This is a genomic window from Bacillus sp. FSL E2-8868 (assembly GCF_038005505.1).
Lineage (GTDB): Bacteria > Bacillota > Bacilli > Bacillales > Bacillaceae_G > Bacillus_A > Bacillus_A mycoides.
In genome coordinates, this window is the sequence record NZ_JBBOTI010000001.1 from 1,639,575 (window position 1) to 1,657,916 (window position 18,342).

General features: G+C 36.1%; 18 protein-coding genes. 12 read left to right on the forward strand and 6 right to left on the reverse strand.

The window, feature by feature from the left end; translation table 11 throughout:
• Positions 1-13 precede the first annotated feature (13 nt).
• Genes pxpB through pcp form a run of 6 tightly spaced genes read left to right on the forward strand, consistent with a single transcriptional unit; the run spans position 14 to position 4,857 of the window.
• On the forward strand, positions 14-727 hold the full coding sequence (gene pxpB, locus NSS74_RS08580; RefSeq protein ID WP_340813400.1) for a 5-oxoprolinase subunit PxpB: 714 nt from the start codon (positions 14-16) through the stop codon (positions 725-727).
• Positions 718-1,707 (forward strand): 5-oxoprolinase subunit C family protein, encoded by a 990-nt coding sequence (locus tag NSS74_RS08585; RefSeq protein WP_256486105.1) that lies wholly within the window; start codon positions 718-720, stop codon positions 1,705-1,707. Before pxpB ends, NSS74_RS08585 begins: the two co-directional genes overlap by 10 nt.
• Positions 1,708-1,725: 18 nt before the next feature.
• Positions 1,726-2,499, forward strand: a complete 774-nt coding sequence (gene pxpA / locus NSS74_RS08590; RefSeq protein ID WP_002033004.1) for a 5-oxoprolinase subunit PxpA — start codon at positions 1,726-1,728, stop codon at positions 2,497-2,499.
• A gap of 34 nt (positions 2,500-2,533) precedes the next feature.
• Positions 2,534-3,229 carry a DUF969 domain-containing protein gene (locus tag NSS74_RS08595; RefSeq protein WP_002142352.1) on the forward strand — a complete coding sequence of 232 codons (696 nt, stop codon included), beginning with the start codon at positions 2,534-2,536 and terminating at the stop codon, positions 3,227-3,229.
• Between the two features lies 1 nt (position 3,230).
• A complete protein-coding gene (locus tag NSS74_RS08600) occupies positions 3,231-4,193 on the forward strand; it encodes a DUF979 domain-containing protein (RefSeq protein WP_033709246.1) in 963 nt (320 codons plus the stop codon).
• A 16-nt stretch (positions 4,194-4,209) separates the two neighbouring features.
• Positions 4,210-4,857 (forward strand): pyroglutamyl-peptidase I, encoded by a 648-nt coding sequence (pcp, locus tag NSS74_RS08605; RefSeq protein WP_016101119.1) that lies wholly within the window; start codon positions 4,210-4,212, stop codon positions 4,855-4,857.
• Between the two features lie 507 nt (positions 4,858-5,364).
• Here the strand turns inward: pcp and NSS74_RS08610 are convergent.
• Positions 5,365-6,852, reverse strand: a complete 1,488-nt coding sequence (locus NSS74_RS08610) for a peptide MFS transporter (protein ID WP_016101120.1) — start codon at positions 6,850-6,852, stop codon at positions 5,365-5,367.
• A 393-nt stretch (positions 6,853-7,245) separates the two neighbouring features.
• Between NSS74_RS08610 and NSS74_RS08615 the strand changes: the two genes are divergently transcribed.
• The 4 genes from NSS74_RS08615 (at position 7,246) to lepB (ending at position 12,637) form a co-directional block, all read left to right on the forward strand.
• Positions 7,246-7,971, forward strand: a complete 726-nt coding sequence (locus NSS74_RS08615; protein WP_002032997.1) for an NAD-dependent protein deacylase — start codon at positions 7,246-7,248, stop codon at positions 7,969-7,971.
• A 589-nt stretch (positions 7,972-8,560) separates the two neighbouring features.
• Positions 8,561-9,673, forward strand: a complete 1,113-nt coding sequence (locus NSS74_RS08620; protein ID WP_340813405.1) for a transposase — start codon at positions 8,561-8,563, stop codon at positions 9,671-9,673.
• Positions 9,674-9,848: 175 nt separating this feature from the next.
• Complete coding sequence (locus tag NSS74_RS08625; RefSeq protein ID WP_340813408.1) at positions 9,849-12,005, forward strand: peptidoglycan D,D-transpeptidase FtsI family protein; 2,157 nt, start codon at positions 9,849-9,851, stop codon at positions 12,003-12,005.
• A gap of 110 nt (positions 12,006-12,115) precedes the next feature.
• Positions 12,116-12,637, forward strand: coding sequence for a signal peptidase I (lepB, locus tag NSS74_RS08630; protein ID WP_002142345.1), 522 nt, complete (start codon positions 12,116-12,118; stop codon positions 12,635-12,637).
• Positions 12,638-12,670: 33 nt separating this feature from the next.
• Here lepB and NSS74_RS08635 read toward each other — a convergent pair whose 3' ends face one another.
• The gene (locus tag NSS74_RS08635) at positions 12,671-13,294 is read right to left on the reverse strand and encodes a cephalosporin hydroxylase family protein (protein WP_078178857.1); all 624 of its coding nucleotides are present in this window, start codon (positions 13,292-13,294) and stop codon (positions 12,671-12,673) included.
• A gap of 182 nt (positions 13,295-13,476) precedes the next feature.
• On the opposite strand from NSS74_RS08635, the gene NSS74_RS08640 reads away from it, so the two are divergent.
• Entirely contained in the window at positions 13,477-14,001 is a 525-nt protein-coding gene (locus tag NSS74_RS08640) for an NUDIX hydrolase (protein ID WP_002142344.1), read from the forward strand.
• An 81-nt stretch (positions 14,002-14,082) separates the two neighbouring features.
• Here NSS74_RS08640 and NSS74_RS08645 read toward each other — a convergent pair whose 3' ends face one another.
• Entirely contained in the window at positions 14,083-14,847 is a 765-nt protein-coding gene (locus tag NSS74_RS08645; RefSeq protein WP_002142341.1) for a class I SAM-dependent methyltransferase, read from the reverse strand.
• Positions 14,848-15,044: 197 nt separating this feature from the next.
• Here NSS74_RS08645 and NSS74_RS08650 point away from each other — a divergent pair, with 197 nt between their 5' ends.
• Positions 15,045-15,536 (forward strand): DUF2716 domain-containing protein, encoded by a 492-nt coding sequence (locus tag NSS74_RS08650; protein WP_002142340.1) that lies wholly within the window; start codon positions 15,045-15,047, stop codon positions 15,534-15,536.
• A 97-nt stretch (positions 15,537-15,633) separates the two neighbouring features.
• Here the strand turns inward: NSS74_RS08650 and NSS74_RS08655 are convergent, their stop codons facing one another.
• The 3 genes from NSS74_RS08655 to NSS74_RS08665 all read right to left on the reverse strand — a co-directional run bounded on the left by NSS74_RS08655 (position 15,634) and on the right by NSS74_RS08665 (position 18,329).
• Positions 15,634-16,404, reverse strand: coding sequence for a DNA alkylation repair protein (locus NSS74_RS08655; protein ID WP_002142339.1), 771 nt, complete (start codon positions 16,402-16,404; stop codon positions 15,634-15,636).
• Between the two features lie 33 nt (positions 16,405-16,437).
• On the reverse strand, positions 16,438-16,743 hold the full coding sequence (locus tag NSS74_RS08660; protein WP_002142338.1) for an iron-sulfur cluster biosynthesis family protein: 306 nt from the start codon (positions 16,741-16,743) through the stop codon (positions 16,438-16,440).
• 119 nt (positions 16,744-16,862) lie between these two features.
• Positions 16,863-18,329 carry an amino acid permease gene (locus NSS74_RS08665; RefSeq protein ID WP_002013597.1) on the reverse strand — a complete coding sequence of 489 codons (1,467 nt, stop codon included), beginning with the start codon at positions 18,327-18,329 and terminating at the stop codon, positions 16,863-16,865.
• Positions 18,330-18,342 lie beyond the last annotated feature (13 nt).

The window sequence follows — 18,342 nt, forward strand, 5'->3', positions numbered from 1 at the left end:
AAGAGGGAGTGGGATGAAATTTTCTGCGTTAGGGGATCAAGCAATTATTGTTACATTTGGTGAAGAAATTGGAATGGATATATATGAAAAAGTACAACGACTATTTCAAGCACTGCAGCAACATCCGTTTGCAGGAATGGTTGAATGCGTTCCGTCGTTTACTTCATTAGCGGTTTATTACAATTTGTACGAAGTATGGAAGGAAAATGATAGAAATATAAGACCATATGATTACGTTTGCCAGTATATACGGGAGCTGTGTGATTCTTATAAAGAAGAAGTGAACCGAGATGTGACACATATTTCTATACCAGTGTGTTACGGGGGAGAATATGGACCTGATTTAGAAGAGGTTGCACATTATCAAAGATTACAAGTAGAGGATGTTATTCGAATACATAGTGAAACAACATATTTCGTGTATATGTTAGGCTTTACGCCTGGCTTCCCTTATTTAGGGGGATTATCAAAAGAACTAGAAACACCTAGAAAAGAAACACCACGGTTACAAATCGCTCCTGGTTCAGTAGGTATTGGCGGAAATCAAACAGGTATTTATCCGCTAGAAACACCAGGAGGCTGGAATATTATCGGCCGAACACCTATTTCTCTATTTAATCCAAAAGAAGAAACACCAACATATATTCAAAGTGGTATGTATTTACGATTTATACCAATAACAAAGGAAGAGTACGTATCGCTTGAGGGGGCTAAAGAATGGATGTAGAGGTTTTGCATGCAGGAATGTTTACAACAGTCCAAGATTTAGGGCGATTTCATTATCAACAATACGGTGTACCTGTTGGCGGTGCTATGGATAAAGGTGCGCTCAGGATGATTAATATGTTAGTAGGTAATGAGGAGAATGAGGCAGGACTCGAAATTACAATAATGGGACCTAAATTGTTAATAAAGAAAACGACATTGCTCGCGATTGGCGGTGCGGATATGGAACCGTTATTAAATGGAGAACGCATTCCATTATGGCGCCCTATATTAGCTGAAGAAGGAAGCATGCTTTGCCTCGGAAAAGCGAAAAGCGGTTGCAGAGCATATGTGACTTTTGCGGGCGGTATAAATATTGATCGTACGATGGGAAGTAAAAGTACTTACATACGTGCTGCTCTTGGCGGTATTGAAGGGAGAATGCTGAAAAAAGGAGATTATTTTCAAATTGGTACAGGGGCAGAAGTTGCAAGCCGTTTCATTCAAAATTTACAAGAAGAAAAGCGTATAAAAACGAAGTGGGCAATTTGTAACAATGCTTTACCAAAATATAAGAAGCATCCTATTCTTCGCGTCATAACAGACTTTGAATATGATCAATTTACAGAAGAAAGTATAAAGTCGTTTTTTTCGAAAGAGTATAAAGTGTCCAATTATGCTGATCGCATGGGATATAGGCTTGACGGAGATGTTTTAAATAGAGTTGAAGAGATAGAAATTTTATCGAGCCCAGTTACATTCGGAACAATTCAAGTACCAAATGGTGGACAGCCTATTATATTAATGGCGGATAGACAAACGACAGGTGGTTATCCGAGAATTGGAAATGTAATTTCAGTAGATTTACCTCTTCTAGCGCAGCTGAAACCAGGAGACTATGTAACTTTTGAAAAAATAACTATGGAAGAAGCTGCACAATTATATATAAAGCAGGAAACAAGTATGAGTCTATTAAAGAAATTCATCGCTTTACGAAGCTGAGATTAGGAGGAAAACATCGTGACTACGATCGATTTAAACTGTGATTTAGGAGAAAGTTTTGGAGCTTATAAAATGGGGAATGATGATGAAATTCTTCCGTTCGTTTCCTCTATAAACGTTGCTTGTGGTTTTCATGCTGGTGATCCGTCCGTTATGAGGCAAACGGTTGAAAAAGCCCTGCAGCAAAATGTAGCAATAGGGGCACACCCTGGATTTCCTGATTTAATTGGATTTGGAAGAAGGAACATGCATGTTTCAGCAAGTGAAGTATACGATTATGTTTTATATCAAATTGGCGCATTAGAAGGATTTGTTAAAGCTGCTGGAGGGAAAATGCAACATGTAAAACCGCACGGTGCCTTATATAATATGGCGGCAACTGATTCGGAAATTGCGGATGCAATTGCAAAGGCAATTTATCATATTAACCCTGGATTATTACTTTACGGATTAGCAAATAGTGAGGCATTTATAAGGGCAACAGAAAAATATAATATAACTCTCGTACAAGAAGCTTTTGCCGATCGTACGTATAAGCAGGATGGAACTTTAACGAGCCGTACAGAAGAAAATGCTCTTATAAAAAATGAAGATGAAGCAATAAAACAAGTACTTCAAATGGTGAAAGAAGGGTATGTAGAATCGGTTAATGGGGGGAAAGTAGCAGTTCAAGCGCAAACGATATGTTTACACGGGGACGGAGAGAAAGCAGTCCAATTTGCGGAAAAAATATACAGAACATTCGAACTTAACGGTATTTCTATATGCGCACCAAATAAAGTGAAACTTTGATTAGCGGGATTAAAAATGAGAGGAAGTGTTAAAATTGGTGAAATTAATTGGGATTTTACTTGTTGCGGTTGGGTTTTTATTTAGGCTAAATACACTGTTAGTAGTTATGGTTGCGGGTATTGTTACTGGTATGGTTTCAGGCTTAAGTTTTTATGATGTGATTAGCATGTTCGGTAAATTTTTCATAGAAAACAGATATATGTCTATGCCAATCATATTAACTTTACCGGTAATCGGAATTTTAGAGCGTTATGGTTTAAAAGAAAGAGCAGAAGCACTTATAACGAAATCAAAAGGAGCAACAACTGGAAGAGTATTAATGTCATATTTTACGATAAGAGAATCATCAGCAGCACTTGGACTAAATATTGGTGGTCATGCGCAAACGGTAAGACCGCTTGTTGCGCCGATGGCAGAAGGGGCTGCGCAAGGTAAATACGGTAAACTCCCTGAAAAATTGAGAGAAAAGATTAAAGCAAATGCAGCAGCTGCGGAAAATACAGCTTGGTTTTTCGGAGAAGATATTTTCATCGCAACTGGAGCCATTTTATTAATGAAAGGATTCTTCGATTCAGTAGGTATGCATGTCGGTGTATGGGATATGGCGCTTTGGGGAATTCCAACTGCGATATCTGCCCTTATTGTGAGCTGGATCAGGTTTAGAAGGTTTGATAAGTATATAGAGAAAACAATGAAAGCAGAAGAAAAACAAGAGAAGGAGGCTATATAAGATGAACATCATAACAATGGATACAATTTATTATGTATTAGGTATAATCGTTGCATTTATCGCTGTTCGTATTGCATTTGATCGTGAGCATCCAAACCGATTCGGTTCTAGTTTATTTTGGGCATTGTTTGCAGTTACATTTTTATTCGGAAATGTAATCCCTTCGTTTTATGTTGGCTGTATTGTGCTTGTTATGGTTGTTTTGGCTTCATTAAATAAAGTAACAAAATCCGAGGAGAAAGAAGTACCAGTACAAGAACGTGTGAAACATGCTGAGAAATTAAAAAATAAAATTTTTATGCCTGCAATATTAATACCTATTTTTACAATTATCGGAACGTTAACGTTAGGAAAAATCAAATGGGGAAATGTTGCACTTGTTGATCCTGATAAAGTAACATTAGTTGCATTAGCGTTAGGGGCATTACTTGCATTCATTGCGGCGATGCGTATTACAAAAGCGAAAATAACAACGCCTGTTCAAGAAGGAAGTAGGTTACTACAGGCTGTCGGTTGGGCAGTTATTTTACCACAAATGTTAGCAGCACTTGGCGGTATTTTTGCGAAGTCTGGCGTAGGACAAGTCGTTTCGGATCTAGTCGGACAAGTGTTACCGACAGAGTATCCATTCGTTGCTGTTATGGCCTATTGTTTAGGAATGATGCTATTTACAGTCGTAATGGGGAATGCATTCGCAGCGTTTGCAGTAATCACTGGTGGAATCGGCTTACCTTTAATTGTGCAAATGCACGGAGGAAACCCAGCAATTATGGCAGCACTCGGTATGTTTGCTGGATATTGCGGAACGTTGCTTACTCCAATGGCAGCAAACTTTAATATCGTACCTGCGATGCTTTTAGAATTGAAAGATAAAAATGCAGTCATTAAAGCACAAGTACCAATTGCTCTTTCCATTTTTATTATAAATATGTTTATTATGTACGGCCTTGTATATCGTTTCTAATTAGGAGAGTGAAACTATGAAAACAGTATTAGTAACAGGATTTGATCCGTTCGGGGGAGAAAGTATCAACCCAGCTTGGGAAGTCGCAAAAAGTTTGCATGAAAAAACAATCGGAGAGTACAAGATTATTAGTAAACAAGTTCCAACCGTATTTCATAAATCAATAAGAGTATTAAAAGAGTATATAGAAGAGTTGTCGCCTGAAATGATTATATGTATTGGACAAGCTGGGGGCAGACCAGATATTACGATAGAGCGTGTAGCAATTAATATTGATGATGCAAGAATTGCTGATAATGAAGGGAATCAGCCGGTGGATATGCCGGTTGTAGAAGAAGGCCCTATTGCGTATTGGTCTACACTTCCGATGAAAGCAATCGTGAAAAAACTTCGCGAAGAAGGTATACCGTCATCTGTTTCACAAACTGCAGGTACATTCGTTTGTAATCATTTATTCTATGGACTCATGCACGAACTAGAGAAGAATGATAAGAAAATAAAAGGCGGATTTGTTCATATTCCGTTCTTACCAGAACAAGCGAGCAACTATCCAGGTCAACCGAGTATGTCACTTTCTACTATTAGTAAAGGTATAGAATTGGCAATTGAGGTAGCGATGGAAGTTGAGGTGGATATTGTGGAAATTGGGGGTACGACGCATTAAATAATAGTAGATTAAAGAGGGCTGATGCAGCCCTCTTTGTGTGTTTGTATTTTGTAATTGAAGATGCAGTATAGAATATAAAGGGAAAGGTTGCAATGGGAGTATTCTAACAAATATGGAATTGTTCCAAATAAAAGGGAACTTTTTAAATAGTTTCTTAATGATGTAGAATTTTCGTCTATATGAATGGATAAAAAGTTAAGTTCTGATAAACTCAAAGACATACAAAGTAATGATTTTAAAATGGTGTGATAAAAATGGTGTGATAAAAATATCACACCATTTTTATGTAAAACAAACAGAGTGAATTTTTTTCCATTAGTAAAGTATAACTGGGTAAGAGATAATCATCAGAATTGTTAATTGTACTATGATTTTTCAAAACTGATAAATTTAAATATAAGTACGGTAAGAATGCGATATTTATCTAACTTTTACAAAAAAGAGTAACCCATTTGGCTACTCTTCACATAGAAACTTGTATTTGTTCATTTCAATAAGAGACCGTTATTGAAGTCCCTTCATGAAATTTTGGATTTTTGATGATAATGTAAACAGCAGGATGCTAACTAAAATGGAGATAGCACCAATAATACCAAAGTAAATTGCTTCTGTTGCAGGATTATACAGTTTAACAACTTGGGCATTTATTGCTTGCGCAGACGCAGTTGATAAGAACCATAAGCTCATGGTTTGCGAAGAGAAAGCAGCTGGAGCCAGCTTCGTCGTTATTGATAACCCTGAAGGAGATAAACAAACTTCTCCAATTACAATTAAAAAGAAGCTAAGGACTAACCACATAGGATTCACTAAAGAGTGAGTACCGTTGATTAAAGCCGGAATAATCATAACTAAGAATGATAAACCTGCAAATAGCAATCCAATAGCGAATTTTTTTGCCGTTGAAGGCTGCTTCTTGCCTAACTTTATCCAAACCCATGCAAAAATCGGGGCAAGCGTTACGATAAAGATTGGACTTAATGATTGGAACCAAGCGGAATGCAATGTAATTCCATTGAACTGTAATTGAGTTCGTTGATCCGCGTATGTCGCTAAGATAATAGCACCTTGTTCTTGTATAGACCAAAATATTGTAGCTGCAATAAAGAGTGGTATATACGCAAGAAGACGAGATTGCTCTACTTTTGTTGTTTTAGGACTACGATACATATAAATGAAATAATAGGTTGGAATAACAATCCCTAAGATACTAATCAGGAATGTAAAACGATTTATAGTTAACAACCCAGTTGGAATTGTAACCACACCTAGCAATGTTAATACAACTAGACCAACACTGAAATACTTAATAGTCTTTTTTCTTTCCGAATCTGATAATGGATTAGGTACTTGCGTACCGACTAGACCAAGGTTTTTCTGTTTTGTTCCAACAAATACCCCTAACCCAATTGCCATACCAATTGCCGCAACTCCAAAACCAAGGTGGAAATTATATTGCTGACCTAATGTTCCGACAACTAAAGGTGCAAGTAAGGCACCTAAGTTAATACCCATGTAGAATATACTGAACCCTGAGTCACGACGCGCATCTGTTTCACTGTATAAACTTCCTACGATGTTCGATATGTTAGGCTTTAACAACCCTGTTCCTAGAACTAAGAAGACCATAGAGATAAATAACGCACTTTTACTACCCGGTAAAGCTAAAATAAGATGGCCAATCATAATTAAAACGCCACCAAAGAATACGGTTTTACTTGGACCAAATAAACGATCCGATATCCATCCACCGATAATACTAGACATGAACAGTAAGGAACCGTAAATTGCCATTATCGAGGTTGCGGTAGATTGTTCAATTCCTAATCCACCTTTTGCGACTGAATAGTACATATAATACAGTAAAATAGCTCTCATTCCGTAATGAGAAAACCTTTCCCAAAACTCAGTGAAGAATAAAGAGAATAATCCTTTTGGATGCCCAAAAAATCCTGTTTGAGGAATACTTTGAACAAGTTCGTTTTTTTCTTTCATAATGTTAATATTACCCCTTGTTAATTTTTTATATTATACAAGTATAACTTAAGAGGCTCCCAGTAGTCCATAACTATCTAAGCCCATCGATGAAGAAAAGCAGCCTTCTGGCTGCTTTCTAAATGAATTGAAAAATCGTCATTTGCTCATTAGACACACCTTTCACTGAATCTACCTCTAAACAATCCAGAATTGATTGTGAGAGTGCTTTAGCTACTAAGAATGCTACGTATATTGTTGACTTAATTGAACAGTAGTTATCTTTGAAACTTTAATTACACCCAAAAAAGTGGGGGGTTAATTCATGCAATGAAGTAAGTAAAATGAATTGTACAACACCTATTGTAAACAACTGGTATAATAAGTATAGGAATATACTTAGAGGTGATTTTTGTGCAATTTGAAGAAGTACGTTCAATTTTAGAAAAAGCGAAGAAAATTACAGTGTTAACAGGTGCTGGTGCAAGCACAGAAAGTGGAATCCCTGATTTTCGTTCAGCAAATGGATTATATGCTGATGCGAATGTAGAGATGTATTTGTCGAGAGGCTATTATAATAGAAATCCGAAAGAGTTTTGGAAGCATTATAAAGAAATCTTTCAAATTAATACGTTTCATCAATATAAACCAAATCGCGGGCATCGATTTTTAGCGGAGCTAGAAGAACAAGGGAAGGACATAACGATTTTAACGCAAAATATTGATGGTTTGCATCAAGTAGGTGGTAGTAAACATGTAATTGATTTACATGGAACACTTCAAACTGCACATTGTCCGAAGTGTAAAACGGGATATGATTTACAATATATGATTGATCATGAAGTACCGCGTTGCGGGAAGTGTAATTTCATTCTAAACCCAGATGTTGTTTTATACGGAGATACGTTACCACAATATCAAAATGCAATAAAACGTTTATATGAAACAGATGTACTTCTCGTAATGGGAACGTCATTAAAAGTGCAACCTGTCGCTTCATTCCCGGAAATCGCAAAGAGAGAAGTAGGCGCAACAACAATTTTAGTAAATGAAGAGTTAACAGGGCAAGAATACAATTTTGATTTTGTTTTTCAAAATAAGATTGGTGAATTTGCCAAAGGGTTATCTTCGATTAAATAAGTTTTTGTTTTCGTAAAGAAACTGAGGTGAATGATGTCCACCTCAGTTTTTTTGTATGAATTATATTCATGTTATTGCGTATAAGGGAAATGGTAATAAATAGGATGAGAAAATTAAAAACTGAAAATTAAATCTTTTATTTTTTTTGTAATTAATATAAAATTCTATATATAGCATATAAATAAATTTAACGTGTTATCCGAAAGAAGTCTCCTTCCTCAAGCATGTGAAGGACGATAGCAAAGCGGTAGGTGGGAGATGAATTGCGGTTTGGTGTAGCCAAAAAATTGGTTTTCCTATTTATCCCGCATTAACGGGCAGTAAGACTCCCACCTCAAAATTCGGCGAATGCGAGGAATTTAGGTGGGACAACTGCCCATAAAAGCCCGATTGGTGAAGGCTAATAATCAATGGGGATGGAACCCCCACTGATTAAAGTTTCCCTTTATTTCGGCTCTGATATAATCAGTTTTATAAGAGGCGAAATTTGGTATAACAATGAAAGTAAATAATAATCGTGTAGTGTTCAGGTTGTGTGATCACCGTCATGGCTTATGGAAAATGAAGGCGAAAGGTGAGATAAACTGATATGACAAAGCATAATAAGGCGTACAAATTTCGTCTGTATCCAACAGAAGAACAAGCAAATCTGATACGTAAAACGTTCGGATGTGTACGCTTTGTGTATAATAAAATGCTGGCTGAACGGAAAGAAGTATACGAAACGTACAAAGAGAACAAGGAAGAACTAAAGAAACAAAAATTCCCTACTCCTGCGAAATATAAAGCAGAGTATGAATGGTTGAAAGAAGTTGATTCGTTAGCACTGGCCAACGCTCAACTAAACTTGCAAACTGCTTATAAGAATTTTTTTAGTGGTCAAAGTGATTTTCCTACATTCAAAAGTAGAAAGAGTAGAAAATCCTATACAACGAATCGAGTAAACGGAAATATTATGTTGTTTCATGGTTATATTAAATTACCGAAACTGAAATTAGTGCGACTGAAGCAACATAGAGAGATACCGCAAAACCATATCATTAAATCATGCACGATTTCGATGACACCAACCGGTAAGTATTATGTGTCTGTTTTGACTGAATATGAAAAGGAAATTGTTCAAAAAGAAGTAGAAAGTGTAGTTGGATTAGACTTCGCAATGGCTGAATTGTATGTGAGTAGCGAAGATGAGAAAGCCAATTATCCTCGCTTTTATCGTCAGATGCTAGGCAGATTAGCAAAGGCACAACGTGTATTAGCAAGACGTGTGAAAGATTCAGAGCGTTGGAATAAACAACGGATCCGTGTAGCGGAGTTGTATGAAAAGGTCGCTAATCAGCGTAAGAATTTCCTTCATCATAAGTCTAAAGAATTGGCTACGAATTTTGACGTTGTAGCAATAGAAGACTTACATATGAAAGGAATGTCGCGTGCCCTTCGCTTTCGTAAAAGTGCCCTTGATAACGGTTGGGGGATGTTCACGACATTTTTAGCATATAAGCTACAAGAACAAGGAAAACAGCTTGTAAAAATAGATAAATGGTTGCCTTCTACAAAGATGTGTAGTAATTGCGGAAACAAAAAAGAAATGTCATTATCTGAACGGACGTATGAGTGTTCATGTGGACTAACAATAAATCGTGACTATAACGCAGCTATCAATATCAAAAAGGAAGCCATACGATTATTAGCGTTGATATAAGTCGTAAGAAATAACCTTTGGAACAAGGGAGTTAGCTCGGCTGTCCTAAGACAAATTCGTTAGCTATCAAAAGTAACGATGAACCGAGAAGCCCCCACTTCAAGTAAGCTCGTAAGAGATACTAAGTGGTGGGTAGTTCACTACATAATGGTTCATGCACAGAAATGTTAATAGAATGAAGCGAGGGAGCAAAATGAGACAGAAAAAGGAGAAACAGAAACAGTCGAAAAAGAAAAAGACTCATATTCCATTTCGGTTAAATGTACTATTTTTTATCGTTTTTCTTTTATTTTCAGCTATTATTATTCAATTAGGTAAAGTACAAATCATCGACGGAGAAACGTATCGAAATGAAGTGAATAAAAAGGAAGATGTAACGGTGAGTACTCCAGTTCCGAGAGGGAAGATGTTTGACCGGGAAGGGAAAGTTATTGTAAATAATAAACCGTTACGAACTGTTACATATACGAAGATGAAAGGAGTGGACTCAAAAGAGGTTTTAATAGTGGCAAGAAATTTAGCAAAGCTAATTGAAATGCCGCAAGAAGATATGGACAAGTTAACAGAGACAGATAAAAAAGACTTTTGGATGCAGTTAAATGAAAAACGTGCAGCAACAAAAGTAACGAAAGAAGATGAGAGTAAATTTAGGAAACAGGAAATAGAAGGGAAAGACTTAGATAAGAAAGTAGAAGAGTTGAGACGAGAAAGAATTACACAAGAAGAATTAAACGAGCTTTCGAAAGAGGATATAGAAGTACTAGCAATTAAAAGCAAAATGAATGCGGGATATAAAATGACGCCACAAATCGTCAAAAAAGATGTAAGTCAAAATGAATATGCAGTAGTGAGTGAAGGATTATCGAGCTTGCCAGGCGTAGATACGACTGTGGATTGGGAGCGCGAATATCCAAATGACAAAATACTACGTTCTGTACTTGGTAGTGTTTCTACTGAGAATGAGGGATTACCAAGGGAGCAATTAGACTATTATTTAGTGCGAGATTATAACCGAAATGATCGTATTGGTAAGAGTTACATCGAAAAACAATACGAAGATGTGTTACATGGAACGAAAGAACAGTCTAAAAATATTACGGATAAAGCTGGAAATATTATTCGGACTGAAAAAGTGACAAAAGGAAAAAGTGGAAATAATTTAATGTTAACAGTTGATATGGATTTACAGAAAAAGGTGGAGGAAAGTCTTGAAAGGAATTTAAGGGCATTTCATTCTTCTGAACCGATGATGGATCGTGCATTCGTCGTTATGATGAATCCGAAAAATGGTCAAATTCTATCATTAGCAGGAAAGAAAATTGTAAATAAAGATGGCGGGATGCAAATAGAAGACTACGCTTTAGGAACGATGATAAGTTCTTACGAGTTAGGATCAACGGTGAAAGGAGCTACGGTATTAGCGGGATATCAAACAGAAGCGATTAAGCCATATACGCATTTCTTTGATGCACCAATGTACTTTAAAGGAAGTTCGAAGCCGAAGAAATCGTGGAAAGACTTTGGAGATATTGATGATTTAAGAGCATTGCAAGTTTCATCCAATGTCTACATGTTTAATACGGCGTTAAAGATTGCGGGGATTGATTATGTACCAAACAATCCGTTAGATATTAGGCAAGAAACATTCAATAAAATGCGCTATTACTTTAGACAATTTGGTTTAGGTGTACCAACCGGTATTGACCTTCCAAATGAATCGATTGGTCAAATGGGTAGAACCGATAATATACCTGGTTTTTTACTTGACTATGCCATTGGACAATATGATACATATACGCCGCTTCAGCTTGCGCAATATATGTCAACGATTGCAAATGGTGGTTACCGAATGAAACCACAAATTGTACAAGAAATTAGAGAGCAACCGAATAGACCAGAGGAAGTCGGGAAAGTTATGCAATCGATGGAACCAGTCGTGTTAAATCGAGTGGATATGGATCTTTCATATATAAATCATGTGAAAGAAGGGTTTAGAAGAGTTTTCCAAGAGGTAGATGGGACCGGTGCTGGAACTTTTAAAGGATTACCTTATAAACCGGCTGGGAAAACAGGGACAGCAGAAACAGTGTACGGTGGAGAAAATGATATTGGAAGAGATGAAAACAACTATCGAAAAAAATGTTATAATTTAACTCTCGCCGGGTATGCGCCATATGATGCTGATCCGGAAGTTGCTTTTTCTGTTGTTGTGCCATGGGTAAATAATGATAAATCAGGTATTAATTCTGCAATTGGTAAAGAGGTTTTGGATGCATATTTTGATTTAAAAACGCAGAGATCGGGTGTAAGTCCAGTCCCAGTAACACAATAGCCGAGTAAGGCACAGTAAAAAATTCAAATTGTAGTATATCACTGCGCAAATGAACAGGTGCAGTGATATATTTTTGAGTTAAAAAGTGTTTTGATAAGGTGGGAATGGATATGAAAGAGGAGAATAAGAGAGGTTGGGGAAAGTACATACTATTTATATTTGTCCTAGTAGTAACGTACCAGTCTTTCACTTTATGTAAAGTGGAAGGAAAATCAATGCAGCCAACTTTACATGAAGAAGACTACGTATTTGTAAATAAAGCTGCGGTACATTTTTCTAGCTTACAGCATGGAGAAATCGTCATTATTAAGGAAGAGGATGAGTCGAAATATTATGTGAAACGTGTAATAGGGCTTCCTGGTGACGTAATTAACATAACGAATGGAACTGTATACGTAAATGACAAAAAGCAAGATGAACCTTATATAAATAAAGATTTATATAACAATACACAAGTGTTTTATAATTTTCAAAAGACAAAGATTCCGCCAAATAAGTTATTTGTAATGGGAGACAATCGTGAACAAAGTAAGGATAGTCGAAATGGTTTAGGATATATTGAAGAAGATAATATAATAGGAAAAGTGGAATTTGTGTACTATCCTTTTTCGAAAATGAAAATCATAAAATAAGTGGGGATTCACAAAACCCCACTTATTAAAGTTTCACTTTATCTTCTTTAAAAAACCTTTTGGATTAAATGATATGAAAAACTTATGTTTAGATTCATCGATTATGAAATTGCTATTTTTAGTTAAAAACTCTTCCACAGCTTCCATTGGGCCAGGGCCCCAATCAGGAAGGAGAGGATTTCCGTTAATACTTGTATCTTCTACAATAATGTAACTGCCAGTGGTTACAATAGATTTATAAAGTAAGAGTTCTTTCGATACATGTTCTTTACTATGATCAGAATCTAAAATAACTAAAATCACATCATCAGGTTTGCGCATACTTAATATTGATTGGACGGCCTGTACAGAAACAGATGAAGCTGTTAAATACGTAATTCGATTATGGGATGGCCGATTTGGTTGCGGAGTTATATCGATAGTAAGTACGTGACCTTTTCCAATTAAATCTAACATAGAAGCTAAAAACAGTGCACTACCACCGTAAAAAGTTCCGCATTCAATAATTAAATCAGGCTTTAATTCGTATAATATTTCTTGATACAAAAAGAGATCAGAAGGAAGTTTGCAGATTGGAACCCCGAACCAGTGTGTACCATGTAACCAAACGTTGCTGTCGTAATATTGTTTTAGAAATTCGCTACTAATGTTATCGATTTTGAATTCTCCTTTCTAAAAAGGATTCTTTCATACGTAAAGAGTTTACGTATGAAAGTTGTACTATATATTATGTGGTAAGGGATTATAAGGCGAGTGTTTTCACGTGAAAATAAGCCAAATAACACATGTGGAAAATGAATTGCTTACAAAAGAAGATGTAAATGAAAGGAAATAATCGTATGTATAAGTACACAATTTGCTTCATTAGAAAAGGAGATAGAATACTTCTACTAAATAGAAACAAGAAGCCGACAATGGGAATGTGGAATGGTGTCGGAGGGAAAATAGAAGAGTATGAAACGCCATACGAAGGAGTCATTAGAGAAACCTTTGAGGAAACGGGAATAGAGCTTCCAAGTGTAACGTATAAAGGGAATGTTATTTTTAAAGTTAAAGACGAACCTCGGGGTAGCGAGGGAATGTATGTATTCCTAGCTGATTTACCAGATGGAGTACATATTGATACGCCAGTAAGCACTCATGAAGGTATATTAGAATGGAAGTCAATTGATTGGATATTAGATGGTGATAATAGAGGTGTAGTTAGCAATTTGCAAAGATATTTACCGACATTATTAAGTGAGGACAACAATTTAGAGCATATATTCACATATGATAATCGGAATGTTATTGATTACAAAACTACACTTTTGATAGAAGATAATACGAAAAAACGATATGAAAAATATCTCGTTTCTCAATAAGAGAAGAAACGTTAAAATACGAAGAGGAAGCCAAATTCTTTATGGGAATTTGGCTTTTTACAAGGAATGCTAATTCTAAGTTTACTCTTCATAATTTGCTTTAATAATAAAGCGGTGTTGCTTCACATCGAAATATCCCTTTTGTAAGATAATTTCATGTATGCGATACAATTCCTCGGTATAGCTATCTACTATAAAATCAGGGATTTGCCACGGAATTGCTTGCAAGTAATAGACAACAGCACCGACATCATAAAAACGCTGAAGAGGGAATTCTTCTTTCGCTTCTAAAATAGTAAATCCATTTTGTTCTAATTCACTACATGCCGTTTCGAGTGACCAACTTGAAAATTCGCTATTCAGCGGTGTGCCAAACTGCTCATTCAGTTCCGCACAATCAAGACCACCGACTTGTTGTGTAAGAAATGTTCCATTGATGGAAAGACTTCTTTTCACTTCAGAAGCAGAATAGGATTCATGTTGATTCACAATTAAATCAAACTGACCATCTTGAAATGGTAAAGCAGTATCATCAGTCACTTCTACGACTATAACTCCTAAAGGTTCTAATTTCTTTCGTGCAATTGGGACATTCGGAGCATAGCCCTCAGTCGCATAAATAGTTGACGGGAACGGTTGTAACATAGATAAAAACTCTCCGCCACCAGTCCCCATATCTAGCATTGATTTTGCACGTTGCATAAGCTGGAAAGCAGTGCTACCGTATGACCATGATAGGGGCTCGCTATTCATACGGCCAGTTTCTGAAATGAAAGAGAAATCCCAGCCGCTAAAGTTAGTCTTTGCACTTTCTAATAGTGCTGAAAATAATGGATCACGTTTCATATTGTTGTCCTCCTATTTCGTTAATAAATGATATAGTAAGAAAAGAAAAAGGGAGGACCTCTTATTAAAGTGGAACGGTTTTATGTTTCGTGTTCGAATAGATTCATATAAATTAGCTCCTTGCGAGAATGGTTATTTATATATTCGGGAGTATTGAGTGAAAATCCTTTGAAATTATAGGGGAAGGCAGTTGTTTAATGAAAAATTGGATGGAGTTTACAGACAAAGAGTACGACCAAATATGGGATAGGGTATATAGTGATTTTGAGTTTTCGCCAAGTGATTCTACATTCCCATCATTTAAGGTGCCAAGTCCCTTTATAACATATGATATTTCTCATTACTTCAGAGAGTCGGTAGATTTAGATGTATATGACGACCTGGAAGAAAAAGCATTACTAGTTTTTAAAGAGAATACGGTATCGAATGAATATATAATGGCACTTGATTGGCAACATGAATGTTACTGGGTAAATCCACATTTAAAGTTTGATAGAAATGAATTTGATGAGTGGACAATCCCGATTTTTCCAAATGGAGATTATTATTTCTTTATTCAGAAGGACTTTAAGTGGGGGTATTTAGGCCATCCTTGGGAGAAGAGTATAACGATATTTGGAAAAGAATTAATAGATGCTTTTGATCAACATAAACCGGAAATGTTTCATAAGATTTTAAGGCAGGGTTAATGTTTAAAAAAGAAAAAACGTTTATACTTCCAAATGAAGTATAAACGTTTTTATTATTAGCTGTTTTCATATAGATTGTTGCTTTCTTTACAAATACTTAAAAACAAAAATCTTTTGGCAAAGTCCCACTTTTTATTACCGTTCTTAATCCATGTTTCATAATCCAAGGATTAACAGGATGGTTTTTATCGAGTAATTCTCGCAACCATTGAAAAACGAGTTCGTTATCTTCTTTCGTAATATCATTAATGTGATTGGCTACAGATTTTTGAACATACTTAGAAGGGTCATTCATTAATGGCTCAAGAAGCTTTAAATTATTTCTGAAGTCACCTTTCAAAGCTCCTATTTTTTTTGCCCAAGGAAGTCTTGGTCTAGTACCTTCTGAAACTAATCTCCTGATGTGGCTGTTTTCATCACGTAACCATTGCTGCAATATGTCTAAGGTTTCTTCATGGTATTTTTCAAGATAAGGACGAATGGCATATTCAGCAGTATTTCTTTTTGTTATTTCATACATTGCATTGAATGAGGATTCAAAATCGTTAAGTCCATATTTTTCAACGTATTTTGCGATAGGCATATACATATAACCCTTTGTAAATGTGCCGACTTCTGTTGTATTTTCTGGTCCTAATGTTTTCAGTAATATATGTATTGCTTCATTAAAGTCTTTTTGTAATGCATTGTGTAATTCATCTGCTATTACTTCTATACGTTGCTTTAACTCTAAATTTTCAACTTTATATGTTACGGAATCTACAAAATTTTTTTTAGAGAAATTAGGAACGTGTTTAGAAATAGAATCAGCCATTTTTTCTGCTAATTCTTCGTTAAATAAAAATTTTAACGGAACATATTTACCCATTTTTTCACCTCAGTGGTCAGTTAAAAACAATTGTTATTTTTTAATCGACAACCCATACACCAACGTCTCACTTGGAGTCGTAATACTAAAACCAGTTGTTTTATAATCAACTTTTAACGTATCACCAGTGTAGTCTTTCGTGAATGAGTCCATTTGTATAATAAGCTGTTCATCTTCATATACAACATCATCCGCATTATATGTATCCCAAATTAAATCAACATCAACAAAAATGCTGCAAGAGTTTGTCATTGTCCCTCTAATGCGAATAATCTTTTTGTCTTCACGTTCTAGTCTATGTATAGCAGCTTTTGCTTCATCAGTAATACGAATGTTCATGTGATCCCAACCTTTAAGTGTATTTACTTTATTATTGCAAAAAGATAAGAAATAGGGAAGTAAATGGAATTGTAATAAAAAAACGAGCAAACAATTTTGTTTGCTCGTTTTGCTATACTCTATTTCAGTTCACATTTATCAAGTGGAATGACTTTCGTTTTCTTAGTAAATTTATAACCTAACCATAGTACTAAGAAGAGTGGTAAACCGATGTAAGAAACGAGTACACCGTTCCAGTCGATAGATGCTCCTGTAAATGCTCCGTAGTTTTGACCTAAAATAACGATAACACAAAGTGTAAATGCAAAGATTGGACCGAACGGGAACCATTTCGCTTGATATGGTAAATCTTTCAAATCTTTCCCTTGTGCAATATAAGCTTTACGGAAACGGTAATGACTAATAGCAATCCCTACCCAAGCAATAAATCCTGACATCCCAGAAGCATTTAATAACCAAATGTATACAACACCGTCACCGAATAAAGAAGCGATGAAAGCGACGCTACCAACTACTGATGTTGCGATTAATGCGTTAACAGGTACACCGCGGCTATCTAATTTCCCTAAGAACTTTGGTGCTTTTCCTTGGCGAGCTAAATCCCAAAGCATACGAGTTGATGCATACATTCCAGAGTTACCAGCAGAAAGTACTGCAGTTAAAATAACAGCGTTCATAACAGAAGCAGCGAAGGCAACGCCCGCTTTTTCAAATACAAGTGTAAATGGACTTACTGTAACATCACTTGCTGCAAGGCTTTCAGTCGTATAAGGAATTAATAAACCGATAACGAGAATTGCTAAAATATAGAATAATAAAATGCGCCAAAAGATAGAACGAATTGCTTTCGGAATATTGCGTTCTGGATCAGCAGTTTCACCAGCAGCTACTCCTAATAATTCAGTTCCTTGGAATGAGAAACCAGCAGCCATAAATACACCGATAATTGCCATGATGCCGCCATTAAATGGTGCATCTGCAACAGTGAAGTTTTTAAAGCCGACAGATTCGCCGCCCATAATTCCAAAAATCATCATAAAACCGACAATTAAAAAGATAATAATAGTAACTACTTTAATAAGTGCGAACCAATATTCAGATTCACCAAAACCTTTAACAGATAAATAGTTTAAGAGAAAAATAATAGCTAAACAAAGTCCACTCCAAATAAGAGAAGGGGTATCTGGGAACCAAAATTTCATAATTAATGTTACGGCCGCTAGTTCAGCTGCAATCGTAATCGCCCAGTTATACCAATAGTTCCATCCAAGTGCAAAACCAAGTGATGGATCAACAAATTTTGTTGCATAAGTGCTAAAAGATCCAGTAACAGGCATGTAAGCCGCGAGTTCTGCTAAGCTTGTCATTAAAAAATAAACCATAATTCCAATTGCGGCATATGCGACTAATGCACCGCCAGGACCAGCTGAATGGATAACACCACCACTGGCAAGAAATAATCCGGTACCGATTGTACCACCGAGAGAAATCATCGTAAGGTGACGAGATTTTAATCCGCGTTTTAATTCACCTTGTCCTTGTGTAGTTTGCGTTTTAGAGGTAGATTGATTTGTTGCGCTATTCATGTTCAACACTCCT